Raw genomic sequence first — 17,516 nt, 5'->3', positions numbered from 1 at the left:
TTCCCGCCGTCCCTTCAGGCCCCCTAGGCTTGCGCAGGGAAGTCAGCAGAGCCATCGCACCCTCCGGGTACCGCCCGCGAAACGGTGACGGGCCCCAAGGGAGTTGGTGCGGTGCGCAACCGTCGACGCTGGAAGCGGGTACTGATCGGGGCCTTCGCCGGCTGCGCGGTGCTCGCCGACGCCGGAGCCTCCGCCGCCGCGGCCGCGGTCTCCTCCGAGCAGCTGGCGATCTCCACCCCTCCGGCCGGCAGCGCCGCCTGGGTCCAGGACCACTCCTTCGGCCGCTCCCTGCCCGACCCGGCCACCACCACCCCGGCCGCCGCCGCGGGGTTCTTCGCCTCACTCGCACCCACCGAGCTGGACCGGCTGATCCAGGAGTACCCGCTGGTCGTCGGCAACTACGACGGCGCCCCGCTGGACCTGCGCTACCGCGCCAACAGGATCGCCCTGGCCGCCGAGCGCGACCGGGCCCGGGCCCGCGCCGCCGACCGCGCACTGGACTCCGACACCCGCGCGCTGGCCGTCTCCCGCGCCAACGACGTCGCGCACCTGCTCGCCCCCGACCGGCAGATCCTGGCCTTCGACCCGCGCGGCCGCGGCCTGGTCACCGAGGTGTGGGGCGACCTCGCCGACGCCGAGCGGATCTCCGTGCTCGTCCCCGGCTCGGACGCCGACCTCGGCCACCACGACCAGACGGCCGACCCGCTGCGTTCCCCCGCCGGCATGGCCCGCGCCCTGTTCACGGAGGAGCGGCGCCAGGCGCCGAAGACCCGCACCGCCGTGATCTCCTGGACCGGCTACGTCACCCCCTCCGGCCTCGGCCCGGACGCCGCCACCTCCCGGCTCGCGGACGTCGCCGCGCCCCGGCTGGAGCGACTGCTCGCCGGGCTCAAGGAGACCACCCGGCCGGACGCGCCGCCGTCGCTGCTCTGCCACTCGTACGGCTCGGTGGTCTGCGGCAACGCCGCCCCGGACATCCCGCGCGCGGCCGCCTCGCCGTCCGACACCTCCGGCATCACCGACCTGGTCGTCTTCGGCAGCCCGGGCATGGGCGTGCAGAACACCACCGAGCTGGGCGCCGGCGTGCACGTCTGGGCCACCCGCAACCCCAGCGACTGGATCGGCAACGTGCCGTTCCTGGAGGTCGGCGGCCTCGGCCACGGCGCCGACCCGGCGGCGAGCGGCTTCGGCTCCGAGCAGATCTCCTCGGCCCGCGCGGCCGGCCACAACGGCTACTTCACCGAGGGCACCGACAGCCTGCGCAACTTCGCGGCGATCTCGCTCGGCCACTACCAGGACGTGGTCCGGGCCAACCCCGGCTCCTGAAGCCCGAGAGGACGCCCGCTAGGCCGGCTGGTCCTGGTACAGCCGCAGGGCGTCCGCCGCCGCCCGGGCCAGCTCGCGCCGGGCGGCCGGCGGGGCCAGCACCTCGACGTCCGGGCCGAAGGCCAGCAGCAACCGGACGGCCGCCGGGGCGGGGAAGGCCATCGCCACCTCGGCCCACTCCTCGGCCGTCCCGGTGAGCGGCTCCGGCGGCGGCGCGGTGACCCGGCCGCCGTGGATGCGCAGGAACATGTCCAGCCGCCCGCGCCGGACCCGCACCCGCACCGGCACGTCCTTCGGCAACCGCTCGACCTGCTCGCGCAGCACCGCCCAGGCATCGCCGAGCCCGACCCCGGCCCGGCGCCGCACCGCCTCCTCGGTGGTGTCGGCGGCCAGCACGCGGTCGGCCCGGAACAGCCGCGGCTCGCCGTGCAGATCGGCCACCAGGTACCAGACCGCGGCCTTGCTCACCAGCCCGTACGGGTCGACGGTGTACTCCACCGGCGCGGGCGTGCCGCTGTGCCGGTAGCGCAGCCGCAGCCGCCGGTCGGCGAAGACGGCGTACTGCAGCTCCCCGAGGTCCGGTCCGGTGGCGGGGCCGACCGCGCCGGGGGTCTGCATCCAGCGGGCCGGGTCGACCAGGATCCGCTCGCTGATCCGCTCGGCGGCCGGCCGGTGCGGGGCGGGCAGCGCCGCCATCACCTTGCGCAGCGCCGAGCCGAGCGCACCGTCCAGCCCGAGGTCGCTGTGCGCGCCCTGGGCGGAGAGCACGAACAGCGCCCTGGCCTCGTCCGCGGTCAGGCCGGTGACGTCGGTGCGGTAGCCGGGCAGCAGGCCGATGCCGCCGTGCCGCCCGCGCTCGGTGAACACCGGCACCCCGGCGGCGGAGAGCGACTCGACGTCGCGGTAGATGGTGCGGACGGACACCTCCAGCCGCTCGGCGAGTTCGGTGGCGGGCACCCGGCCGCGGGTCTGGAGCAGCAGGAGGATCGAGAGCAGGCGGTCGGCCTTCATGCCCCAAGAATCCCAGTAATCCTGACGGTAGTTGTCAGGTTTTACTGGGAGATTGCGTTCCGAGCCCGAAAGACCACCCGATACCAGGGAGTTGAGCGCAGATGACCGCCGTCCAGGATGCCCGCCCGCAGTACCTGACCGCCCTCGACCAGCTGGAGAAGCTGTTCGCCACGATCACCCCGGCCGACCTCGACCGCCCCACCCCCTGCGCCGAGTTCACGCTGCGTCAGCTGCTGAACCACGTGGTCGGCGGCATCCACCGGTTCGCGTACATGGGCGAGGGCGGCCACGCCGAGGACGTCGTGGCCGCCATCGAGGACCCCTCGGACGAGGGCTGGCCGGCCGCGCTGGGCCGGGCCCGCACCCGGGTGACCGCCGCCTGGGCGGACGACACCAAGCTCGGCCGCCCGACCGTCGCCCCCTGGGGCGAGGTGCCCGGCGCGGTGGCGGTCGGCGGCTACCTGATGGAGCTGGTGACCCACTCCTGGGACATCGCCACCGGCCTCGGCAGCGGCTTCGCCCTCGACGACGACCTCGCGCGGACCGCGCTGGCCATCGCCGAGTTCGTGCTGCCGGCCGAGCAGCGGGTGCCGGGCGTCCCGTTCGCCGCCGTCCGGCCGGTCGCCGAGGACGCCGACGTGCACACCCGGCTGGCCGCCTGGACGGGCCGTACGGTCTGAACCCGCCACCGGCCCCGGGGGAGCGTCCGCCGGCTCCCCCGGGCCCGCAGGTGCCCGCTACTCCCGCGCCGCCGAGGTGGAGCTCATGTCCGCGTAGCGGCTCCCCGCGACCCGGCCGGCCACCGGCTCCAGCAGCGCCAGCTCCTCGGCGGTCAGCCGCAGCGTCGCCGCCGCGGTGTTCTCGGCGAGCCGGCTGCGCTTGCGGGTGCCCGGGATCGGCACGACGGCCAGCCCGTGCACCTCGGCCTGCCGGTGCACCCAGGCCAGCGCGACCTGGGCGAGCGTCACGCCGCGGGCCGCCGCGATCTCCCGCAGCGGGTCGAGCAGTTCGGCGTTGGCGGCCGCGTTGTCGCCGGTGAAGCGCGGGTTGGTGCGGCGGTAGTCGTCCGCCGAGAGCTCCTTGGCGTCCTGGAAGGCGCCGGTCAGGAAGCCCCGCCCGAGCGGCGAGTACGGCACGAAGGCGACGCCCAGCTCCGCCGCGGCCGGCACCGCCGTGCGCTCGACGTCGCGGGCGAACACCGACCACTCGGACTGGAGCGCGGCGATCGGGTGGATCGCGTGGGCCTCGCGCAGCTCCGCGCCGGTCACCTCGGACAGGCCGAGGTGGCGCACCTTGCCGGCCTGCACCAGCTCGGCCATGGCGCCGACCGAGTCGGCCAGCGGCACGGCCGGGTCGCGGCGGTGCATGTAGTACAGGTCGATCTCGTCCACGCCGAGGCGGCGCAGCGAGGCGTCCACCGCGGTCCGGATGTACGCCGGGTCGTTGCTGATGCCGCGGACGGAGCCGTCCTCCTCGGAGCGCACGATGGCGAACTTGGTGGCGATCACCACCTTGTCCCGGTTGGCCCGGACGAAGGGGCCGATCAGCTCCTCGTTGTGGCCGGAGCCGTACATGTCGGCGGTGTCGAAGAGGGTGACGCCGGCCTCCAGCGCGGCGTCCAGGGTGGCGAGCGCCTCGCCGGCGTCGGTGGGGCCGTAGAACTCGCTCATGCCCATGCAGCCGAGGCCCTGGATGCCCACCAGCGGGCCGCCGGTGCCGAGTTCGACGGTGGGAAGGACGGTCTGAGTCATGCGCTCTGCTCTTCCTCTACACGGATGTTCTGGCATTGGACGGGGGCGCCGACGCCGTCGGCGGCCTTCCCGGCATAGAGATCGATCTTGTAGTCGAGGACGGCGAGGGTGGCCTGGAGGTCGGCGATCCGCTGCCGGACCTCCTCGCGCTGGGCCTCCAGGAGCTGCTGCCGCTCCCGGTAGGTCCGCTCGCCCTGGCGGGCCATGTCCACGTACTTGAGCATGTCCGCCACGGACATGCCGGTCAGCCGCAGCCGGCCCAGGAAGGCCAGCCGGTGCAGATCGGCGTCGCAGTAGCGGCGCCGGCCGCCCGCCGCCCGGTCGACCGGGTCCAGCAGGCCGATCCGCTCGTACCAGCGCAGGGTGTGGTCGGTCAGCCCGCTCGCCGCGGCGACCTCGCTGATGGTGTGCCTCGGCGTCCGGTCCGGATCGCCCGTCGGGCGGCTGAACACCTCCGAGCAGCTGCGCAGGTCGATCTCGATGCGTGCGGGTGCGGCCATCGCTCGTTTCCCCTTGTCCTGTGCGACGTGAACGACGCTACCGAGTTGGAGTGCACTCCAAGCAAGCCCGACATCCGGGTGGCCCCACCACCACCTTTTCCGACGAATTTCCCGGCGACTAGAGTCGGGCCCATGGAGAGCTTGCGGATGATCGAGAACTGGCCGGTGCCCCACGCCGCGGCGGCCGTGGTGCGGGCGGCGGACGGCGCGGTGCTGGGCGCGCACGGGCCGCAGCAGCACCTGTTCCCGCTGGCCTCGGTGACCAAGCTGCTCACCTCCTACGCGGCGCTGGTCGCCGTCGAGGAGGGTGTGTTCGAGCTGGACGACCCGGCCGGACCGCCCGGGTCGACCGTCCGCCACCTGCTCGCGCACACCTCCGGCCTGGGCTTCGACGAGGACCGGGTTTTCGCCGAGCCCGGCAACCGCCGGCTCTACTCCAACGCGGGCTTCGACGCGCTGGCGCGGGCGCTGTCCGAGGCCGCCGGGATCGAGTTCTCCCGCTACGTCGCCGAGGCGGTGTTCGAACCGCTCGGCATGGGCGACACCCTGATCAACACCGCGCACAAGTCCCCGGCGGGCGCCGGCGGCCTGTCCACCGTCGCCGACCTCGCCCGGTTCGCCGCCGAGCTCCAGGCGCCCAAGCTGCTGGACCCGTCCACCGTCCGGCAGGCCACCCGCGAGGTCGCCTTCCCCGGCACCAGCGGCGTGCTGCCCGGCTACGGCCACCGCCGCCCGAACGACTGGGGCCTCGGCTTCGAGATCCGCGACGGCAAGAGCCCGCACTGGACCGGCACCGCCAACTCCCCCGGAACCTTCGGGCACTTCGGCCAGTCCGGCACCTTCCTGTGGGTCGACCCGCAGGCCGGCGCAGCCTGCATCGCGCTCACCGACCGGGACTTCGGGCCGTGGGCGGTCGAGGCCTGGCCGGCCTTCTCGGACGCGGTGCTCGCAGAGCTGGGGCGCTAGCCGTACGAGACCGGCGAGTGCATCTCCCAGAGCAGGAGTTCGGCGCCGGTCTCGCCCGCCGCCGGGTCGGCGAAGGCCTCGCCGGTGATCCGGACGCTGTCGCCCGGAACCATCGAGCGGCCGCCGCCCTTGGGCCCCGGAACGGTCCGGTAGCCCAGCGAGCCGGCCGTCAGGTGCGCGTACCGCCAGGGCGCCTCGGGCAGCGGCGGCAGCGGCTGCCACGGCCCGGCGGTGGCCAGCCAGAGCGCGGCGTCGCTGCGGCGCAGCCGCAGGGCGTCCGTCGCGGCGTCGCGCTCCAGCCCGGAAGCGAGCAGCGTCAACCCGCCGTCCGCCGGTTCCACCTTGCGCAGGCCGTACGCGGGGGGCGCGTCGAACGCGTCCGGCTGGAGCCACATCTGGACGAAGCGGACCGGCCCGGTGGCGCCGCCGACGTTGCGCTCGGTGTGGGTGACGCCGGAGCCGGCACTGAGGTGCTGGACCATCCCGGGGCGGACCACTCCGCTGTGGCCGTGCGAGTCCCGGTGGGCCAGAGCGCCCTCCAGCACCCAGGTGAGGATCTCGGTGTCCCGGTGCTTGTGCTCCTCGAACCCGGCGCCGGGGGCGAGGAGTTCCTCGTTGCACGCGAGCAGCGCGCCGAAATGGGTGTTCTTCGGGTCGTAGTGGCCGGAGAAGGAGAACGCGTGCCTGGTCTCGACGCCCTCGGCCGGGGCGGAGCGGTAGCGCTCGGCGGTGCGGCGCAGGTCGGCACGGGGGCGGTCGGCGGCTTCGTTCACGCCCCCACCGTAGTGTCTGGGGCCCGGGGTGTGACTCTTGCCACCGCGCTGCTCCGCCGGGGGGGTGTGCACGAGCAGTCACTCACGTGAGGCAGTCTTGTCCTTGTGCCAGCCGCTTCCGCGAACTCCCAGAGCGACCCCAGTCCCAGCCCCGCACCCGAACCCACCGGGAAGAGCCCGGCCGCCCGGTCGAGCCGTGACCGCCCCGGCCGCGCGGCACCCCGCCTGACCGCGCAGGAGCGCAGAAACGCCGCCGAGCGCGCCGAGCGCCGGGCGGCGACGCTCAAGCGACTGGAGAAGTCCTCCGGCAAGCTGGCCACCGCCGCGATCTCCCGGATGGACGACCAGCTCGGCTGGTACCGGCGGATGCCGCCGGAGCACCGGTCCTGGATCGGACTGGTCGCCCAGGCGGGCATCGCCGCCTTCACCGAGTGGTACCGCCACCCGGACACGGCCCAGGCGATCTCCACCGACGTCTTCGGCACCGCCCCGCGCGAGCTGACCAGGGCGATCACCCTGCGCCAGACCGTCGAACTGATCCGCACCACGATCGAGGTCATGGAGGAGGCCATCGAGGAGGTGGCCGCCCCCGGCGACGAGGCGGACATGCGCGAGTCGGTGCTGGTCTACGCCCGGGAGATCGCCTTCGCGACCGCCCAGGTGTACGCCCAGGCCGCCGAGGCGCGCGGCGCCTGGGACGCCCGGCTGGAGGCGCTGGTGGTCAACTCGCTGCTGTCCGGCGACGCCGACGAGGGCGTGCTCTCCCGCGCCGCGGCGCTCGGCTGGGGCCAGCCCAGCCAGGTCCGGGTGGTGATGGGCAGCGCGCCGGACGGCGACAGCGAGCTGGTGGTCGAGGCGATCCGGCGGGCCGCCCGGTACGCCAAGCTGAACGTGCTGACCGGGGTGCTGGGCAAGCGCCTGGTGGTCGTGGTCGGCGGCGAGAAGGAGCCGGTTCACGCGGCCCGGGCGCTGATCGGCCAGTTCGCACCCGGTCCGGTGGTGGTCGGCCCGACCGTGCCCGACCTGCTCTCCGCGACCCGCTCGGCCCACGCCGCCGCGGCCGGCCTGCGCGCCTGCGCCGCCTGGCCGGACGCCCCCCGCCCGGTGCTGGCCGACGACCTGCTGCCGGAGCGGGCGCTGGCCGGTGATCAGGCCGCGCGCCGTCAGCTGGTGGAGGAGATCTACACACCGCTGGACGAGGCCGGCTCCGCCCTGCTGGAGACGCTGAGCGTCTACCTGGAGCAGGCCTCCTCGCTGGAGGGCGCGGCCCGGATGCTCTTCGTCCACCCCAACACGGTGCGCTACCGGCTGCGACGTGTGACTGACGTCACGGGGTACGCCCCCTCCGACGTGCGTTCGGCGTTCACCCTGCGGATCGCACTGGCCCTCGGCCGACTGGACGCCGTCGGCGAGCCCGGCTGAGTCGGAGTGTAGGGACCATACAATCCCGGATGGTTTTCTTCGTTACCGTCGCCTACCCGCCCCTGGGCGCCTGGCGAGAGAGGGTTGAACCGTGCTCGTAATCGTCGCCCCTGGACAGGGTGCCCAGTCCCCCGGTTTCCTCAGCTCCTGGCTGGAGCTCGACGGCGTCGCCGACCGCCTGCGCGGCTGGTCGGAGGTCGCCGGGCTCGACCTGGTGCACGCCGGTACCGAGGCGTCCGCCGAGGAGATCAAGGACACCGCCGTCGCCCAGCCGCTGCTGGTCGCGGCCGGTCTGGTGACCGCCCGGGAGCTGTTCCCGGACGAGGACGCCGCCCGCAAGCTGGTCGGCGCCGTGGCCGGCCACAGCGTCGGTGAGATCACCGCCGCCGCCGGCGCCGGGGTGCTCACCGCCCACGACGCGCTGACCTTCGTGCGCGAGCGCGGCCGGGCCATGGCCGAGGCCGCCGCCGTCACCGAGACCGGCATGCTCGCCGTGCTCGGCGGCGAGCCGGAGGAGGTCGCGGCGAAGCTCGCCGAGCACGGCCTGACCGCGGCCAACAACAACGGCGGCGGCCAGATCGTCGCCGCGGGCACGCTGGCCCAGCTGGAGGCGCTGAAGGCGGACCCGCCGGCCCGCGCCAAGCTGATCGCCCTCAAGGTGGCCGGTGCCTTCCACACCGAGCACATGGCCCCGGGCGTCGAGCGGCTGGCCGCACTGGCCCCGACCCTGACCGCGGCCGATCCGCAGGTCCGCTACGTCTCCAACAAGGACGGCGCGGTCGTGGACTCCGGCGCCGAGGTGCTGGCGCGACTGGTGTCGCAGGTCTCCAACCCCGTCCGCTGGGACCTCTGCATGGAGACCCTCGGGCAGCTGGGCGCGACGGCCGTGATCGAGCTGTCCCCCGCGGGCACCCTGACCGGACTGCTCAAGCGCAACCTCAAGGGTGTGGCCACGCTCGCCCTCAAGACCCCCGCCGATCTGGACAAGGCCCGCGAGCTCGTCGCGGAGCACGGCGGTCAGGAGCAGGAGACCCAGGTATGACCAAGCCCCAGATCCGTCCGGTGAGCGGCGCGCAGTACTCGCGCATCCTCGGTGTCGGCGGCTACCGTCCGGTCCGGGTGATCCCCAACTCCGAGGTCCTGGAGTGGATCGACTCCTCGGACGAGTGGATCCGCACCCGCAGCGGGATCGCCGAGCGCCGCTGGGCCGGCCCGGACGAGTCCGTCGCCGAGATGTCCGTCCAGGCGGCCGGCAAGGCCATCGCCCAGGCCGGGATCGCCCCCGAGCAGATCGGCGGCGTGATCGTCTCGACCGTCTCGCACCTCAAGCAGACCCCCGCGATCGCCACCGAGATCTCCGAGCGGCTCGGCTGCGGCAAGGCCCCGGCCTTCGACATCTCGGCCGCCTGCGCCGGCTTCGGCTACGGCCTGGGCCTGGCCGACGGCATGATCCGCGGCGGCAACGCCGAGTACGTGCTGGTCATCGGCGTCGAGCGGCTCAGCGACCTGACCGACCAGTCGGACCGCTCCACCGCCTTCATCTTCGGCGACGGCGCCGGCGCCGCGATCGTCGGCCCGTCCGACACGCCCGGCATCGGCAAGCTGATCTGGGGCTCGGACGGCTCGCAGGCCGACCTCATCACCCAGACCGAGGCCTGGGACACCGCCTTCGCCAAGTCCGACGCGATCAACGGTGCGGGCGAGGAGACCAGGTGGCCGGCCCTGCGGATGGACGGCCAGCCGGTCTTCCGCTGGGCGGTGTGGGAAATGGCCAAGGTGGCCCAGCAGGCGCTGGACGCCGCCGGGATCACCGCCGACCAGCTCGGTGCGTTCATCCCCCACCAGGCCAACATGCGGATCACGGATGCCATGATCAAGGCGCTCAAGCTGCCGGATTCGGTGCCCGTCGCCCGCGACATCGCCGAGACCGGCAACACCTCCGCGGCCTCCATCCCCCTGGCGATGGAACGCATGCTGGAGAGCGGTGAGGCCCACAGCGGGGACCTGGCCCTGATCATCGGGTTCGGGGCGGGTCTCGTGTACGCCGCGGCAGTCGTTACTCTCCCCTAGGCGCATTCGCCCAATCCACAGCCTGTGTCCGGCCGCCGGCCGGACACGCTCAACACCGAAGAGGAGCAGCCAGTATGGCTACCCAGGAAGAGGTCCTGGAAGGTCTCGCCGAGATCGTCAACGAGATCGCCGGCATCCCGACCGAGGACGTCCAGCTCGACAAGTCCTTCACCGACGACCTGGACGTCGACTCGCTGTCCATGGTCGAGGTCGTCGTGGCCGCCGAGGAGCGCTTCGACGTCAAGATCCCGGACGACGAGGTCAAGAACCTGAAGAGCGTCGGCGACGCGGTGAACTACATCCTCAACGCCTGAGCGATCGACTCGTTCGACTCGGCCAGCCCGTCCGGCGTCCCGTACGCCGGCGAAGGCTGACCGGTCGGCCGGGCTCGTGGAGCCTGGCCGACCCCACCGGCCGGGACGCCCTCACCAGGGCGCCCGGCCGGGCCCGTCTTCGGCACGCCGCCGACCCCCGCACACGTGAGAGAAGAAGAAACCAGTGACCGCTGAAAACCGCACCGTGGTCGTCACGGGTATCGGCGCCTTCACGCCGCTGGGCGCCGACGCCGCCACCACCTGGGAGAGCCTCCTCGCCGGCAGGTCCGGTGTGTCGGCCCTGACCGAGGAGTGGGCCGAGGACCTGCCCGTCAAGATCGCGGCGAAGACCGCCGTCGAGCCGGGCGAGATCCTGCCCCGGCCGCTGGCCCGCAAGCTGGACCGCTCGGCCCAGTTCGCGCTGATCGCCGCCCGCGAGGCCTGGGCCGACGCCGGCTTCGAGACCCCCGCCACCGACGCGTCCTCCAAGCTCGCCCCCGAGCGCCTGGGCACCGTCATCGCCTCCGGCATCGGCGGCGTGACCACCCTCCTCGACCAGTACGACGTGCTCAAGGAGAAGGGCGCCCGCAAGGTCTCCCCGCACACCGTCCCGATGCTGATGCCCAACTCCCCGGCGGCCAACGTCGGTCTGGAGGTCGGCGCCCGCGCGGGTGTGCACACCCCCGTCTCCGCCTGCGCCTCCGGCGCCGAGGCGATCGGCTACGCGATCGAGATGATCCGCACCGGCCGCGCCGACGTCGTGGTGGCCGGCGGCACCGAGGCGGCGATCCACCCGCTGCCGATCGCCGCGTTCGCCAACATGATGGCGATGTCCAAGAACAACGACGAGCCCCAGCGCGCCTCCCGCCCGTACGACAAGGCCCGCGACGGCTTCGTGCTGGGCGAGGGCGCCGGTGTGGTCGTGCTGGAGTCCGTCGAGCACGCCGAGGCGCGCGGCGCCCGGATCTACTGCGAGGCCGTGGGCCAGGGCCTGTCCTCGGACGCCCACCACATCGCCCAGCCCGAGCCGACCGGCGCCGGCGTGGCCCGTGCACTGGCCGACCTGTTCGAGCGCAACGAGCTGGACAAGGCCGAGATCGTGCACGTCAACGCGCACGCCACCTCGACCCCGCAGGGCGACACCGCCGAGCTGAAGGCGCTGCGCAAGGAACTGGGCGACGACCTCGACCACATCGCCGTCTCGGCCACCAAGTCGATGACCGGCCACCTGCTCGGCGGCGCCGGCGGCGTCGAGACCGTCGCCACCGTGCTGGCCCTGCACCACCGGATCGCCCCGCCGACCATCAACGTGGACGAGCTGGACGACGACGTGGACGCCGACATCGTCCGCGACGGGGGCCGCAAGCTGCCCGAGGGCCGGATCGCCGCGCTGAACAACTCGTTCGGCTTCGGCGGCCACAACGTGGTGCTGGCCTTCCGCACTCGCTGACGCCCATGACGAAGGGGCCGACGCTCTCCGCGAGCGCCGGCCCCTTCGTCATGCCTGTCGGGCCTCCTCCGGGGGCGGCCTCAGACCACCTGGTGCAGCCAGCGCACCGGCGCGCCCTCGCCCGCGTACCGGAACGGCTCCAGCTCGTCGTCCCAGGGCTTGCCGAGCAGCCGGGCGATCTCGGCCTCCAGGTCGGCCCCCTCGCTGCGGGCGCGCAGCAGGACGGCGCGCAGCCGGTCCTCGGGGATCAGGATGTCGCCGTGGATGCCCGTGACGGCGTGGAAGATGCCGAGCGAGGGCGTGCTGCTGTACCGCTCCCCCTCCGCCGTGGCGCAGGGCTCGCTGGTCACCTCGTACCGCATCAGCTGCCACCCGCGCAGCGCGGAGGCGAGCTTCGAAGCCGCACCGGGCTCCCCCTGCCAGGAGAGCTCGGCACGCCAATGCCCGGGTGCGGCCGGCTGGCGGATCCAGTCCAGGCTCACCCGCACACCGAGCACCCCCGCGACGGCCCACTCGACGTGCGGGCACAGCGCGCGGGGCGCGGAGTGGATGTACAGAACTCCACGTGTCGTCACCGGGACCTCCAGGCTGTGGACGAGGGTCGCCTTCCCCAGCTGCCTCGTGCCTGCAGTTGATCCGCAGTTACCCACGTTAGCCGACATTAAGCTACTAAATTGAGCAAAACGGACAGGCTTTCGCTCAATGCTAGTCGAATCCTCAACGAGGTCTACCCCTCGGCCGGATCTCTCCCCCGAACGGCCCCATCGCCGGCGGGACCACCGTACCGCGCTGCGCCGCAGGATGGATGACGCACTATCGGATCCGGCCGGAATACGGTAATGCGACCGAAGCGCCTGCGCCCGGCCGCGAACCGTCCACGGCAAACCGCCCCGCCGCCCCGATCGGGGCGGCGGGGCGATCGGCCTCCTGACGAAGCGTCAGCCGTCCAGGCGGACGACCATCTTGCCGGTGTTGACGCCGCGCAGCAGGTCGAGGAAGGCCTCGGCGGCGTTCTCGAAGCCGTCCACCACGGTCTCCTCGGTGCGCAGTTCACCGGACGTCAGCCAGCCGCCCACCTCGGCGACGAACTGCGGCTGGAGCCCGGCGTGGTCGCGCACCAGCATGCCCTCCAGGCGCAGCCGCTTGCCGATGGCGAGCGCGAGGTTGCGCGGGGCGGCGGGCGCGGTGGTGTCGTTGTACTGGGCGATCGCGCCGCAGAGCACCGCGCGGCCGTGCACGTTCAGCGCGCCGATCGCGGCTTCCAGGTGGTCGCCGCCGACGTTGTCGAAGTAGAGGTCGATGCCCTCCGGGGCGGCCTCGGCGAGCTGCTGGGCGACCGGGGCGTCCTTGTAGTTGAAGGCCGCGTCGAAGCCGTACTCGTCCACCAGCTTGGCCACCTTCTCCGCCGAGCCGGCCGAACCGACCACCAGCGAGGCGCCCTTGAGCCTGGCGATCTGGCCGACCAGCGAGCCGACGGCGCCGGCCGCGCCGGAGACGAAGACCTTGTCGCCCTCCTTGAGGCCGCCGACGGCGAGCAGGCCGGCGTAGGCGGTCAGGCCGGGCATGCCGAGCACGCCGAGGTAGGCGGAGAGCGGGGCGGCGGCCGGGTCGACCTTGACCGCGTGCCTCGCGTCCAGGGTGGCGTACTCGCGCCAGCCGAGCCCGTGCAGCACCGCGTCGCCCGGGGCGAAGCCCTCGGCCTCGGAGGCGATGACGTAGCCGACCGCGCCACCGTCCATGGCCTGGCCCAGCTGGAACGGCGGGACGTACGACTTCACGTCGTTCATTCGTCCCCTCATGTACGGGTCCACCGAGAGGTAGGCGTTGCGGACCAGGATCTCGCCCGGGCCCGGGGTCCGGACCGGGGCCTCGACCAGGGCGAAGTCGGCCGGCACCGGCCAGCCCTGCGGGCGGGCGGCGAGGTGCCATTCACGGGCGGTCGCGGGGGCGGCGGCCTGCTCTGCCATCGGGGCGCTCCTTGCGGTTCAGATGCGGTTCAGGTGCATGAAAAGTTGAGCAACTGAAGTAACGATGGGCATGAAAGGTTCACCTTGTCAACTTTTCAGGTAGACTCTCGACCATGGACACTCAGTCGATCCAGGACGCCACGCCGCAGCCCGACGAGATCACCCGCGAGGTCGTCGACCTGATGGCCAACCTGGTCGCGCTGTTCCACCGCGAGTACGAGGACGCCGCCGCCGCCCGCTCGCTCACCGGCGCCCAGGCCAAGGTGCTCGCCCTGCTGCGGCGCGGCCCGATGCCGATGCGCCAGATCGCCCAGACGCTCAGCTGCGAGCCGTCCAACATCACCGGCATCGTCGACCGGCTCGAATCCCGCGGCTTCGTCACCCGCGAGGCCGACCGGCAGGACCGCCGGGTCAAGCTGGTCGCCGCCACCGACACCGGCTCGGCCGCCTCCGAGGAGCTGCGCGAGTCGCTGAACTTCGCGCGCGAGCCGCTGGCCGCGCTCGGCCCGGAGGAGCGCACGGCCCTGCGCGACCTGCTCCGGCGGATGCTCGCGGGCGCCTCCGGCCCGGGTGCGTGACCAGCATCACAGGTCCTGGGGGCTGCCCGTTGGCCCCGGGGGGGTAACCGAACCGCCTTCCGGAACGTCTAACGTTCGAACATCGAACGCGAGAAACCTGAAGACGGGGGGCACGGAGGATGAGCAGCAGCACGCGTCGGCGCCGCTACCTGCGGACCGCCATCGGCCTGGCCGCCGTACTGGTGCTGTCGGTCGTGGGCGCCGGAGCCTGGTTCTACCACCGGCTGGACAACAACATCACCACCTTCGACTCGGGCGGCGTCGCCACCGAGCGCCCGCCGGCCCCCGTCCCGGCCAGCCCGGGCGCCTCCGTCCCCGTCAACGTGCTGCTGCTCGGCTCGGACACCCGCGACGGGGGCAACGACTCGCTGGGCGGCGGTGACGAGGGCGTCGGCCACTCGGACACCGCGATCCTGGTGCACATCTACGCCGACCACAAACACGCCGTCGGCGTCTCGATACCCCGCGACACCCTGGTCACCATCCCGTCCTGCAAGCTGCCGAACGGCACCTGGACGGCGCCGAAGACCGACCAGATGTTCAACTCCGCCTTCACCGTGGGCCTGGCCGAGAAGGGCAATCCGGCCTGCACCCAGAACACCGTCGAGAAGCTCACCGGACTGCGGATCGACCACACCGTCGTGGTCGACTTCAAGGGCGCGGCCGCGATGTCGGACGCCGTGGGCGGTGTGGAGGCCTGTGTGCCCAACGACGTCAACGAGTACGGCATCCACCTCAAGAAGGGCCTCCAGAAGCTCTCCGGGCAGTCCGCGGTGGACTACCTGCGGGCCCGCCACGGCATCGGCGACAACTCCGACATAGGCCGGATGAAGCGCCAGCAGGCCTTCCTCTCCTCGATGATCAAGAAGGTGCAGAGCCAGGGCTTCTCGCTGCCCACCCTGCTGCCGCTGGCCGACGCGGCCACCAAGTCGCTCACCGTGGACGAGGGGCTGGGCACCGCGATGAAGCTGGTGGACTTCGCCCGCTCGGTCCAGGACATCAAGCTCTCCGACGTCTCCTTCGTCACCGCCCCCTGGCGGTTCGCCGGCGACCGGGTCCGGCTGGTCCAGCCGGACGCCGACACCCTCTGGAAGCTGCTGCGCGAGGACCGCACCCTGGACGGGCAGAGCACCACCGGGACGGGCCAGGTGACCTCCTCCCCCACCGCCGACCCCGCCGCTGCGACCGCCCCGCTCACCCCGGAGCAGGCCGCGACGCCGATCACCGTGGTCAACGGGACCGGCACGCCCGGCGTGGCCGGCTCCGGCGCCGAGGCGCTCAAGGCGCGCGGCTTCCAGAACATCGCGCTCGGCCCCAACGCCCCCGGGCAGCGGGCCACCCGGGTCGCCTACGACCCCACGCTGAAGGCCGCCGCCGACCAGGTCGCCGCGCTCTTCCCCGGCGCCAAGGTCATCGAGTCCCCCGGCTCGGGGGCGATCACCGTCACCATCGGCCCCGACGAGCGGACGGCGGCTACCCGGATCGACTCGGTGACCGCCCCGAGCCCGGCGCCCGGCGTCCCGGCCGGTGCCACGGCGGGCAGCACCCCCGGCGCCACCCCGGGCGGCATCCCCACCGGCATAGCGGAGAACACCCGCAACGCCGACACCGACCCGTGCGCCGACCTGACCTTCGGCTGACCGCCCGGCCCGCGGCCGACGGCTGACCCACGGCCGGCCGGCCGCTACTGCGGATCCGGCAGCCCGGTGACGACGGCGGTGAGGCGGGTGCCGCGCGGGAAGACGCCCCCCGCCGCCAGGCCGGCCAGCGCGGCGAGCAGCTTGGCGACGTAGCGGCGCTCCAGCGGGATGCCGTGACGGCGCTCGAACCGCTCGGCGAAGCCGGCCAGCTCGGCCGGGACCCTGCCGTAGCCGCCGCCGTGGTGCGCGTGGTCGATCCGCCAGTTGTCGAACCCGCGCCCGTAGGCGGCCCGGTGCAGCCGGGCGACCTCCGCCTCCAGATAGCCCTCGCCGCCGCGCAGCACGGCCACCCCGAGCGCCCGCGCGCCCGTCGGCAGGCCGGCCGCGATGCCGGCCAGGGTGCCGCCGGTGCCGACCGGGCAGCAGACCACGTCCCGCTCGCCGAGACCGGGCAGTTCGGCCGGGATCGCGGCCGCGCCGACGGCGGCCAGGGCGTTGGAGCCGCCCTCCGGGAGCACCAGGCAGCGGCCCCAGCGGCGGAGCAGGGCGTCCGTGCCGTGCTCCCCCTCGGCCCGGCCGGTGGCCTCCCGGTACTCGGCCCGGGTCAGGAACTCCAGCCGCATCCCGGCCGCCTCGGCGGCCCGCAGCGACCAGTTGCGCGGCCGGTCGGCCAGCTCCTCGCCGCGGACCAGCCCGACGCTCTCCAGCCCGAGCGCCCCGGCGGCGGCCGCGACGGCCCGCAGGTGGGTCGAGTACGCGCCGCCGAAGGTCAGCAGCCGGGTGTGGCCCTGCTCCACGGCGGCGGCCAGATTGGGCGCCAGCTTGCGCCACTTGTTGCCGGGGACGGTCGGGTGCAGCAGGTCGTCCCGCTTCAGCCGCAGCTCCACCCCGGCCCGGGCGAAGGCCTCGTCGGTGCAGTCCACCAGCGGGGTCGGCAGCAGGGCGGGTTCGAGCACCCGGCCAGCTTAGGCGCACGCGCGGAGCCCGGACGCCTGACCGGCGACCGGGCTCCGCGCACCGGGGACGGGCCGGCACCCCCGTGGACGGCCCGTCAGCCCAGGGCCGCGCTCTCCGCCGCGTGGCCGGCCATCCGCCAGGCCAGGGCCCTGCCGAGCGCGCGCGGGACCGGGCCGGCCGCCGGGGCCAGCTTCCCGATCCGGCCGCGGTACTCCCTGCGCTCCCTGGAGCTCAGCGCCGAGCGGAGCTTCCCCGCCGCGACCAGGGCGGTCAGCGCCGCGTCGGCCGGGTCGACCCGGCCGAGCGGTCCCTTCAGCGCCCCGGTGACGGAGGCCACCAGCACCTCGCGGGCCCCGGGGTCGTCCAGGGTGACCAGGGTCACCGGAAACAACCCGGCCACCCGGTGCGGCCGGAGGGCGATCCGGCCGGAGTCCACCAGGCCGTCCCGGACCCAGCGGATCGGCTGGTCGCGCCCGACGCTCCTGGCGCGGCCGACCCACGAGCTCCAGCTCTGCGGCCGGGCCCTGCGGATCTGGCCCAACAGGCGGGCGCTGTAAGGGTCGAGGCCGGTCTCGGCGGCGTCGGCGCGGACCCGGGCGACGGCCTTGCGGCCCTCCTCGTACAGCAGGCCCCGGCGCAACAGCTCGGTCAGCGCCGCCGCCTGCAGCAGCAGGTTGAGCGAGGAGTGCTGGGTGGTCCGTTCGCGCCGCGGGTCGTAGGCGAGCAGGTACAGCTTCTCGGGGAGGGTGGCGGGCAGGTCCATGTCGGTCTCCGAAAGGGTCTTCGTGTGC

Annotated in this window: 18 protein-coding genes; 10 read left to right on the top strand and 8 right to left on the bottom strand. The window is 73.7% G+C overall.

Translation table 11 applies throughout. From position 1 onward, the window contains the following. The first annotated feature begins 111 nt into the window (after positions 1–111). Positions 112–1,326: an alpha/beta hydrolase gene (locus tag ACIRRH_RS01105; RefSeq protein ID WP_403059870.1), complete on the top strand. Its 1,215-nt coding sequence runs from the start codon at positions 112–114 to the stop codon at positions 1,324–1,326. Between the two features lie 18 nt (positions 1,327–1,344). Here ACIRRH_RS01105 and ACIRRH_RS01100 read toward each other — a convergent pair whose 3' ends face one another. Next, positions 1,345–2,337: a helix-turn-helix transcriptional regulator gene (locus tag ACIRRH_RS01100; protein WP_403059867.1), complete on the bottom strand. Its 993-nt coding sequence runs from the start codon at positions 2,335–2,337 to the stop codon at positions 1,345–1,347. A 101-nt stretch (positions 2,338–2,438) separates the two neighbouring features. Between ACIRRH_RS01100 and ACIRRH_RS01095 the strand changes: the two genes are divergently transcribed. Beyond that, a complete protein-coding gene (locus ACIRRH_RS01095) occupies positions 2,439–3,017 on the top strand; it encodes a TIGR03086 family metal-binding protein (protein WP_403059864.1) in 579 nt (192 codons plus the stop codon). 57 nt (positions 3,018–3,074) lie between these two features. Here the strand turns inward: ACIRRH_RS01095 and ACIRRH_RS01090 are convergent, their stop codons facing one another. Both ACIRRH_RS01090 and ACIRRH_RS01085 read right to left on the bottom strand, forming a co-directional pair. After that, on the bottom strand, positions 3,075–4,088 hold the full coding sequence (locus ACIRRH_RS01090; RefSeq protein WP_403059861.1) for an aldo/keto reductase: 1,014 nt from the start codon (positions 4,086–4,088) through the stop codon (positions 3,075–3,077). Further along, positions 4,085–4,588 carry a MerR family transcriptional regulator gene (locus ACIRRH_RS01085; protein WP_224282494.1) on the bottom strand — a complete coding sequence of 168 codons (504 nt, stop codon included), beginning with the start codon at positions 4,586–4,588 and terminating at the stop codon, positions 4,085–4,087. The genes ACIRRH_RS01090 and ACIRRH_RS01085 overlap by 4 nt, the downstream gene beginning before the upstream one ends. 132 nt (positions 4,589–4,720) lie before the next feature. On the opposite strand from ACIRRH_RS01085, the gene ACIRRH_RS01080 reads away from it, so the two are divergent. After that, entirely contained in the window at positions 4,721–5,554 is an 834-nt protein-coding gene (locus ACIRRH_RS01080; protein WP_403059858.1) for a serine hydrolase domain-containing protein, read from the top strand. Here the strand turns inward: ACIRRH_RS01080 and ACIRRH_RS01075 are convergent. Further along, entirely contained in the window at positions 5,551–6,327 is a 777-nt protein-coding gene (locus ACIRRH_RS01075) for a pirin family protein (protein ID WP_403059855.1), read from the bottom strand. The two genes, ACIRRH_RS01080 and ACIRRH_RS01075, sit on opposite strands and share 4 nt — an antisense overlap. Positions 6,328–6,552: 225 nt before the next feature. Here ACIRRH_RS01075 and ACIRRH_RS01070 point away from each other — a divergent pair, with 225 nt between their 5' ends. The 5 genes from ACIRRH_RS01070 to fabF all read left to right on the top strand — a co-directional run bounded on the left by ACIRRH_RS01070 (position 6,553) and on the right by fabF (position 11,583). After that, entirely contained in the window at positions 6,553–7,749 is a 1,197-nt protein-coding gene (locus ACIRRH_RS01070; RefSeq protein ID WP_360340793.1) for a helix-turn-helix domain-containing protein, read from the top strand. 91 nt (positions 7,750–7,840) lie between these two features. Further along, positions 7,841–8,791: an ACP S-malonyltransferase gene (locus tag ACIRRH_RS01065; RefSeq protein ID WP_380770320.1), complete on the top strand. Its 951-nt coding sequence runs from the start codon at positions 7,841–7,843 to the stop codon at positions 8,789–8,791. Continuing rightward, positions 8,788–9,819, top strand: coding sequence for a beta-ketoacyl-ACP synthase III (locus ACIRRH_RS01060; RefSeq protein WP_403059852.1), 1,032 nt, complete (start codon positions 8,788–8,790; stop codon positions 9,817–9,819). The genes ACIRRH_RS01065 and ACIRRH_RS01060 overlap by 4 nt, the downstream gene beginning before the upstream one ends. A gap of 74 nt (positions 9,820–9,893) precedes the next feature. Further along, positions 9,894–10,133, top strand: coding sequence for an acyl carrier protein (locus ACIRRH_RS01055; protein WP_403059849.1), 240 nt, complete (start codon positions 9,894–9,896; stop codon positions 10,131–10,133). Positions 10,134–10,317: 184 nt separating this feature from the next. After that, positions 10,318–11,583 (top strand): beta-ketoacyl-ACP synthase II, encoded by a 1,266-nt coding sequence (gene fabF / locus ACIRRH_RS01050; RefSeq protein WP_403059846.1) that lies wholly within the window; start codon positions 10,318–10,320, stop codon positions 11,581–11,583. Positions 11,584–11,663: 80 nt separating this feature from the next. Here the strand turns inward: fabF and ACIRRH_RS01045 are convergent, their stop codons facing one another. Then, positions 11,664–12,158: a DUF3145 domain-containing protein gene (locus ACIRRH_RS01045; protein WP_403059843.1), complete on the bottom strand. Its 495-nt coding sequence runs from the start codon at positions 12,156–12,158 to the stop codon at positions 11,664–11,666. Positions 12,159–12,521: 363 nt separating this feature from the next. Continuing rightward, positions 12,522–13,550, bottom strand: coding sequence for an NADP-dependent oxidoreductase (locus tag ACIRRH_RS01040; RefSeq protein WP_403059840.1), 1,029 nt, complete (start codon positions 13,548–13,550; stop codon positions 12,522–12,524). A 113-nt stretch (positions 13,551–13,663) separates the two neighbouring features. On the opposite strand from ACIRRH_RS01040, the gene ACIRRH_RS01035 reads away from it, so the two are divergent. Together ACIRRH_RS01035 and ACIRRH_RS01030 are read left to right on the top strand one after the other, a co-directional pair. Continuing rightward, positions 13,664–14,128, top strand: a complete 465-nt coding sequence (locus tag ACIRRH_RS01035; protein WP_224283102.1) for a MarR family winged helix-turn-helix transcriptional regulator — start codon at positions 13,664–13,666, stop codon at positions 14,126–14,128. A 119-nt stretch (positions 14,129–14,247) separates the two neighbouring features. Further along, a complete protein-coding gene (locus ACIRRH_RS01030) occupies positions 14,248–15,768 on the top strand; it encodes an LCP family protein (protein ID WP_403059837.1) in 1,521 nt (506 codons plus the stop codon). 44 nt (positions 15,769–15,812) lie between these two features. Here ACIRRH_RS01030 and ACIRRH_RS01025 read toward each other — a convergent pair whose 3' ends face one another. Then, the gene (locus ACIRRH_RS01025) at positions 15,813–16,724 is read right to left on the bottom strand and encodes a 1-aminocyclopropane-1-carboxylate deaminase/D-cysteine desulfhydrase (RefSeq protein WP_403059834.1); all 912 of its coding nucleotides are present in this window, start codon (positions 16,722–16,724) and stop codon (positions 15,813–15,815) included. Positions 16,725–16,819: 95 nt separating this feature from the next. After that, positions 16,820–17,488 (bottom strand): GPP34 family phosphoprotein, encoded by a 669-nt coding sequence (locus tag ACIRRH_RS01020; protein ID WP_403059831.1) that lies wholly within the window; start codon positions 17,486–17,488, stop codon positions 16,820–16,822. Between the last annotated feature and the right edge of the window lie 28 nt (positions 17,489–17,516).

The sequence above is a fragment of the Kitasatospora sp. NPDC101235 genome (genome assembly GCF_044767505.1).
In the GTDB taxonomy this organism is placed as follows: domain Bacteria; phylum Actinomycetota; class Actinomycetes; order Streptomycetales; family Streptomycetaceae; genus Kitasatospora.
The sequence above is the reverse complement of the archived record's forward strand: the minus strand, read 5'-3'. Positions and strand labels throughout refer to the sequence as shown.

Coding starts and splice junctions, on each gene's coding strand:
- ACIRRH_RS01060 (WP_403059852.1), top strand. CDS start 8,788: ATGACCAAGCCCCAGATCCGTCCGGTGAGCGGCGCGCAGTACTCGCGC.
- ACIRRH_RS01055 (WP_403059849.1), top strand. CDS start 9,894: ATGGCTACCCAGGAAGAGGTCCTGGAAGGTCTCGCCGAGATCGTCAAC.
- ACIRRH_RS01080 (WP_403059858.1), top strand. CDS start 4,721: ATGGAGAGCTTGCGGATGATCGAGAACTGGCCGGTGCCCCACGCCGCG.
- ACIRRH_RS01100 (WP_403059867.1), bottom strand. CDS start 2,337: ATGAAGGCCGACCGCCTGCTCTCGATCCTCCTGCTGCTCCAGACCCGC.
- ACIRRH_RS01035 (WP_224283102.1), top strand. CDS start 13,664: ATGGACACTCAGTCGATCCAGGACGCCACGCCGCAGCCCGACGAGATC.
- ACIRRH_RS01020 (WP_403059831.1), bottom strand. CDS start 17,488: ATGGACCTGCCCGCCACCCTCCCCGAGAAGCTGTACCTGCTCGCCTAC.
- ACIRRH_RS01085 (WP_224282494.1), bottom strand. CDS start 4,588: ATGGCCGCACCCGCACGCATCGAGATCGACCTGCGCAGCTGCTCGGAG.
- ACIRRH_RS01040 (WP_403059840.1), bottom strand. CDS start 13,550: ATGGCAGAGCAGGCCGCCGCCCCCGCGACCGCCCGTGAATGGCACCTC.
- ACIRRH_RS01090 (WP_403059861.1), bottom strand. CDS start 4,088: ATGACTCAGACCGTCCTTCCCACCGTCGAACTCGGCACCGGCGGCCCG.
- ACIRRH_RS01030 (WP_403059837.1), top strand. CDS start 14,248: ATGAGCAGCAGCACGCGTCGGCGCCGCTACCTGCGGACCGCCATCGGC.
- ACIRRH_RS01095 (WP_403059864.1), top strand. CDS start 2,439: ATGACCGCCGTCCAGGATGCCCGCCCGCAGTACCTGACCGCCCTCGAC.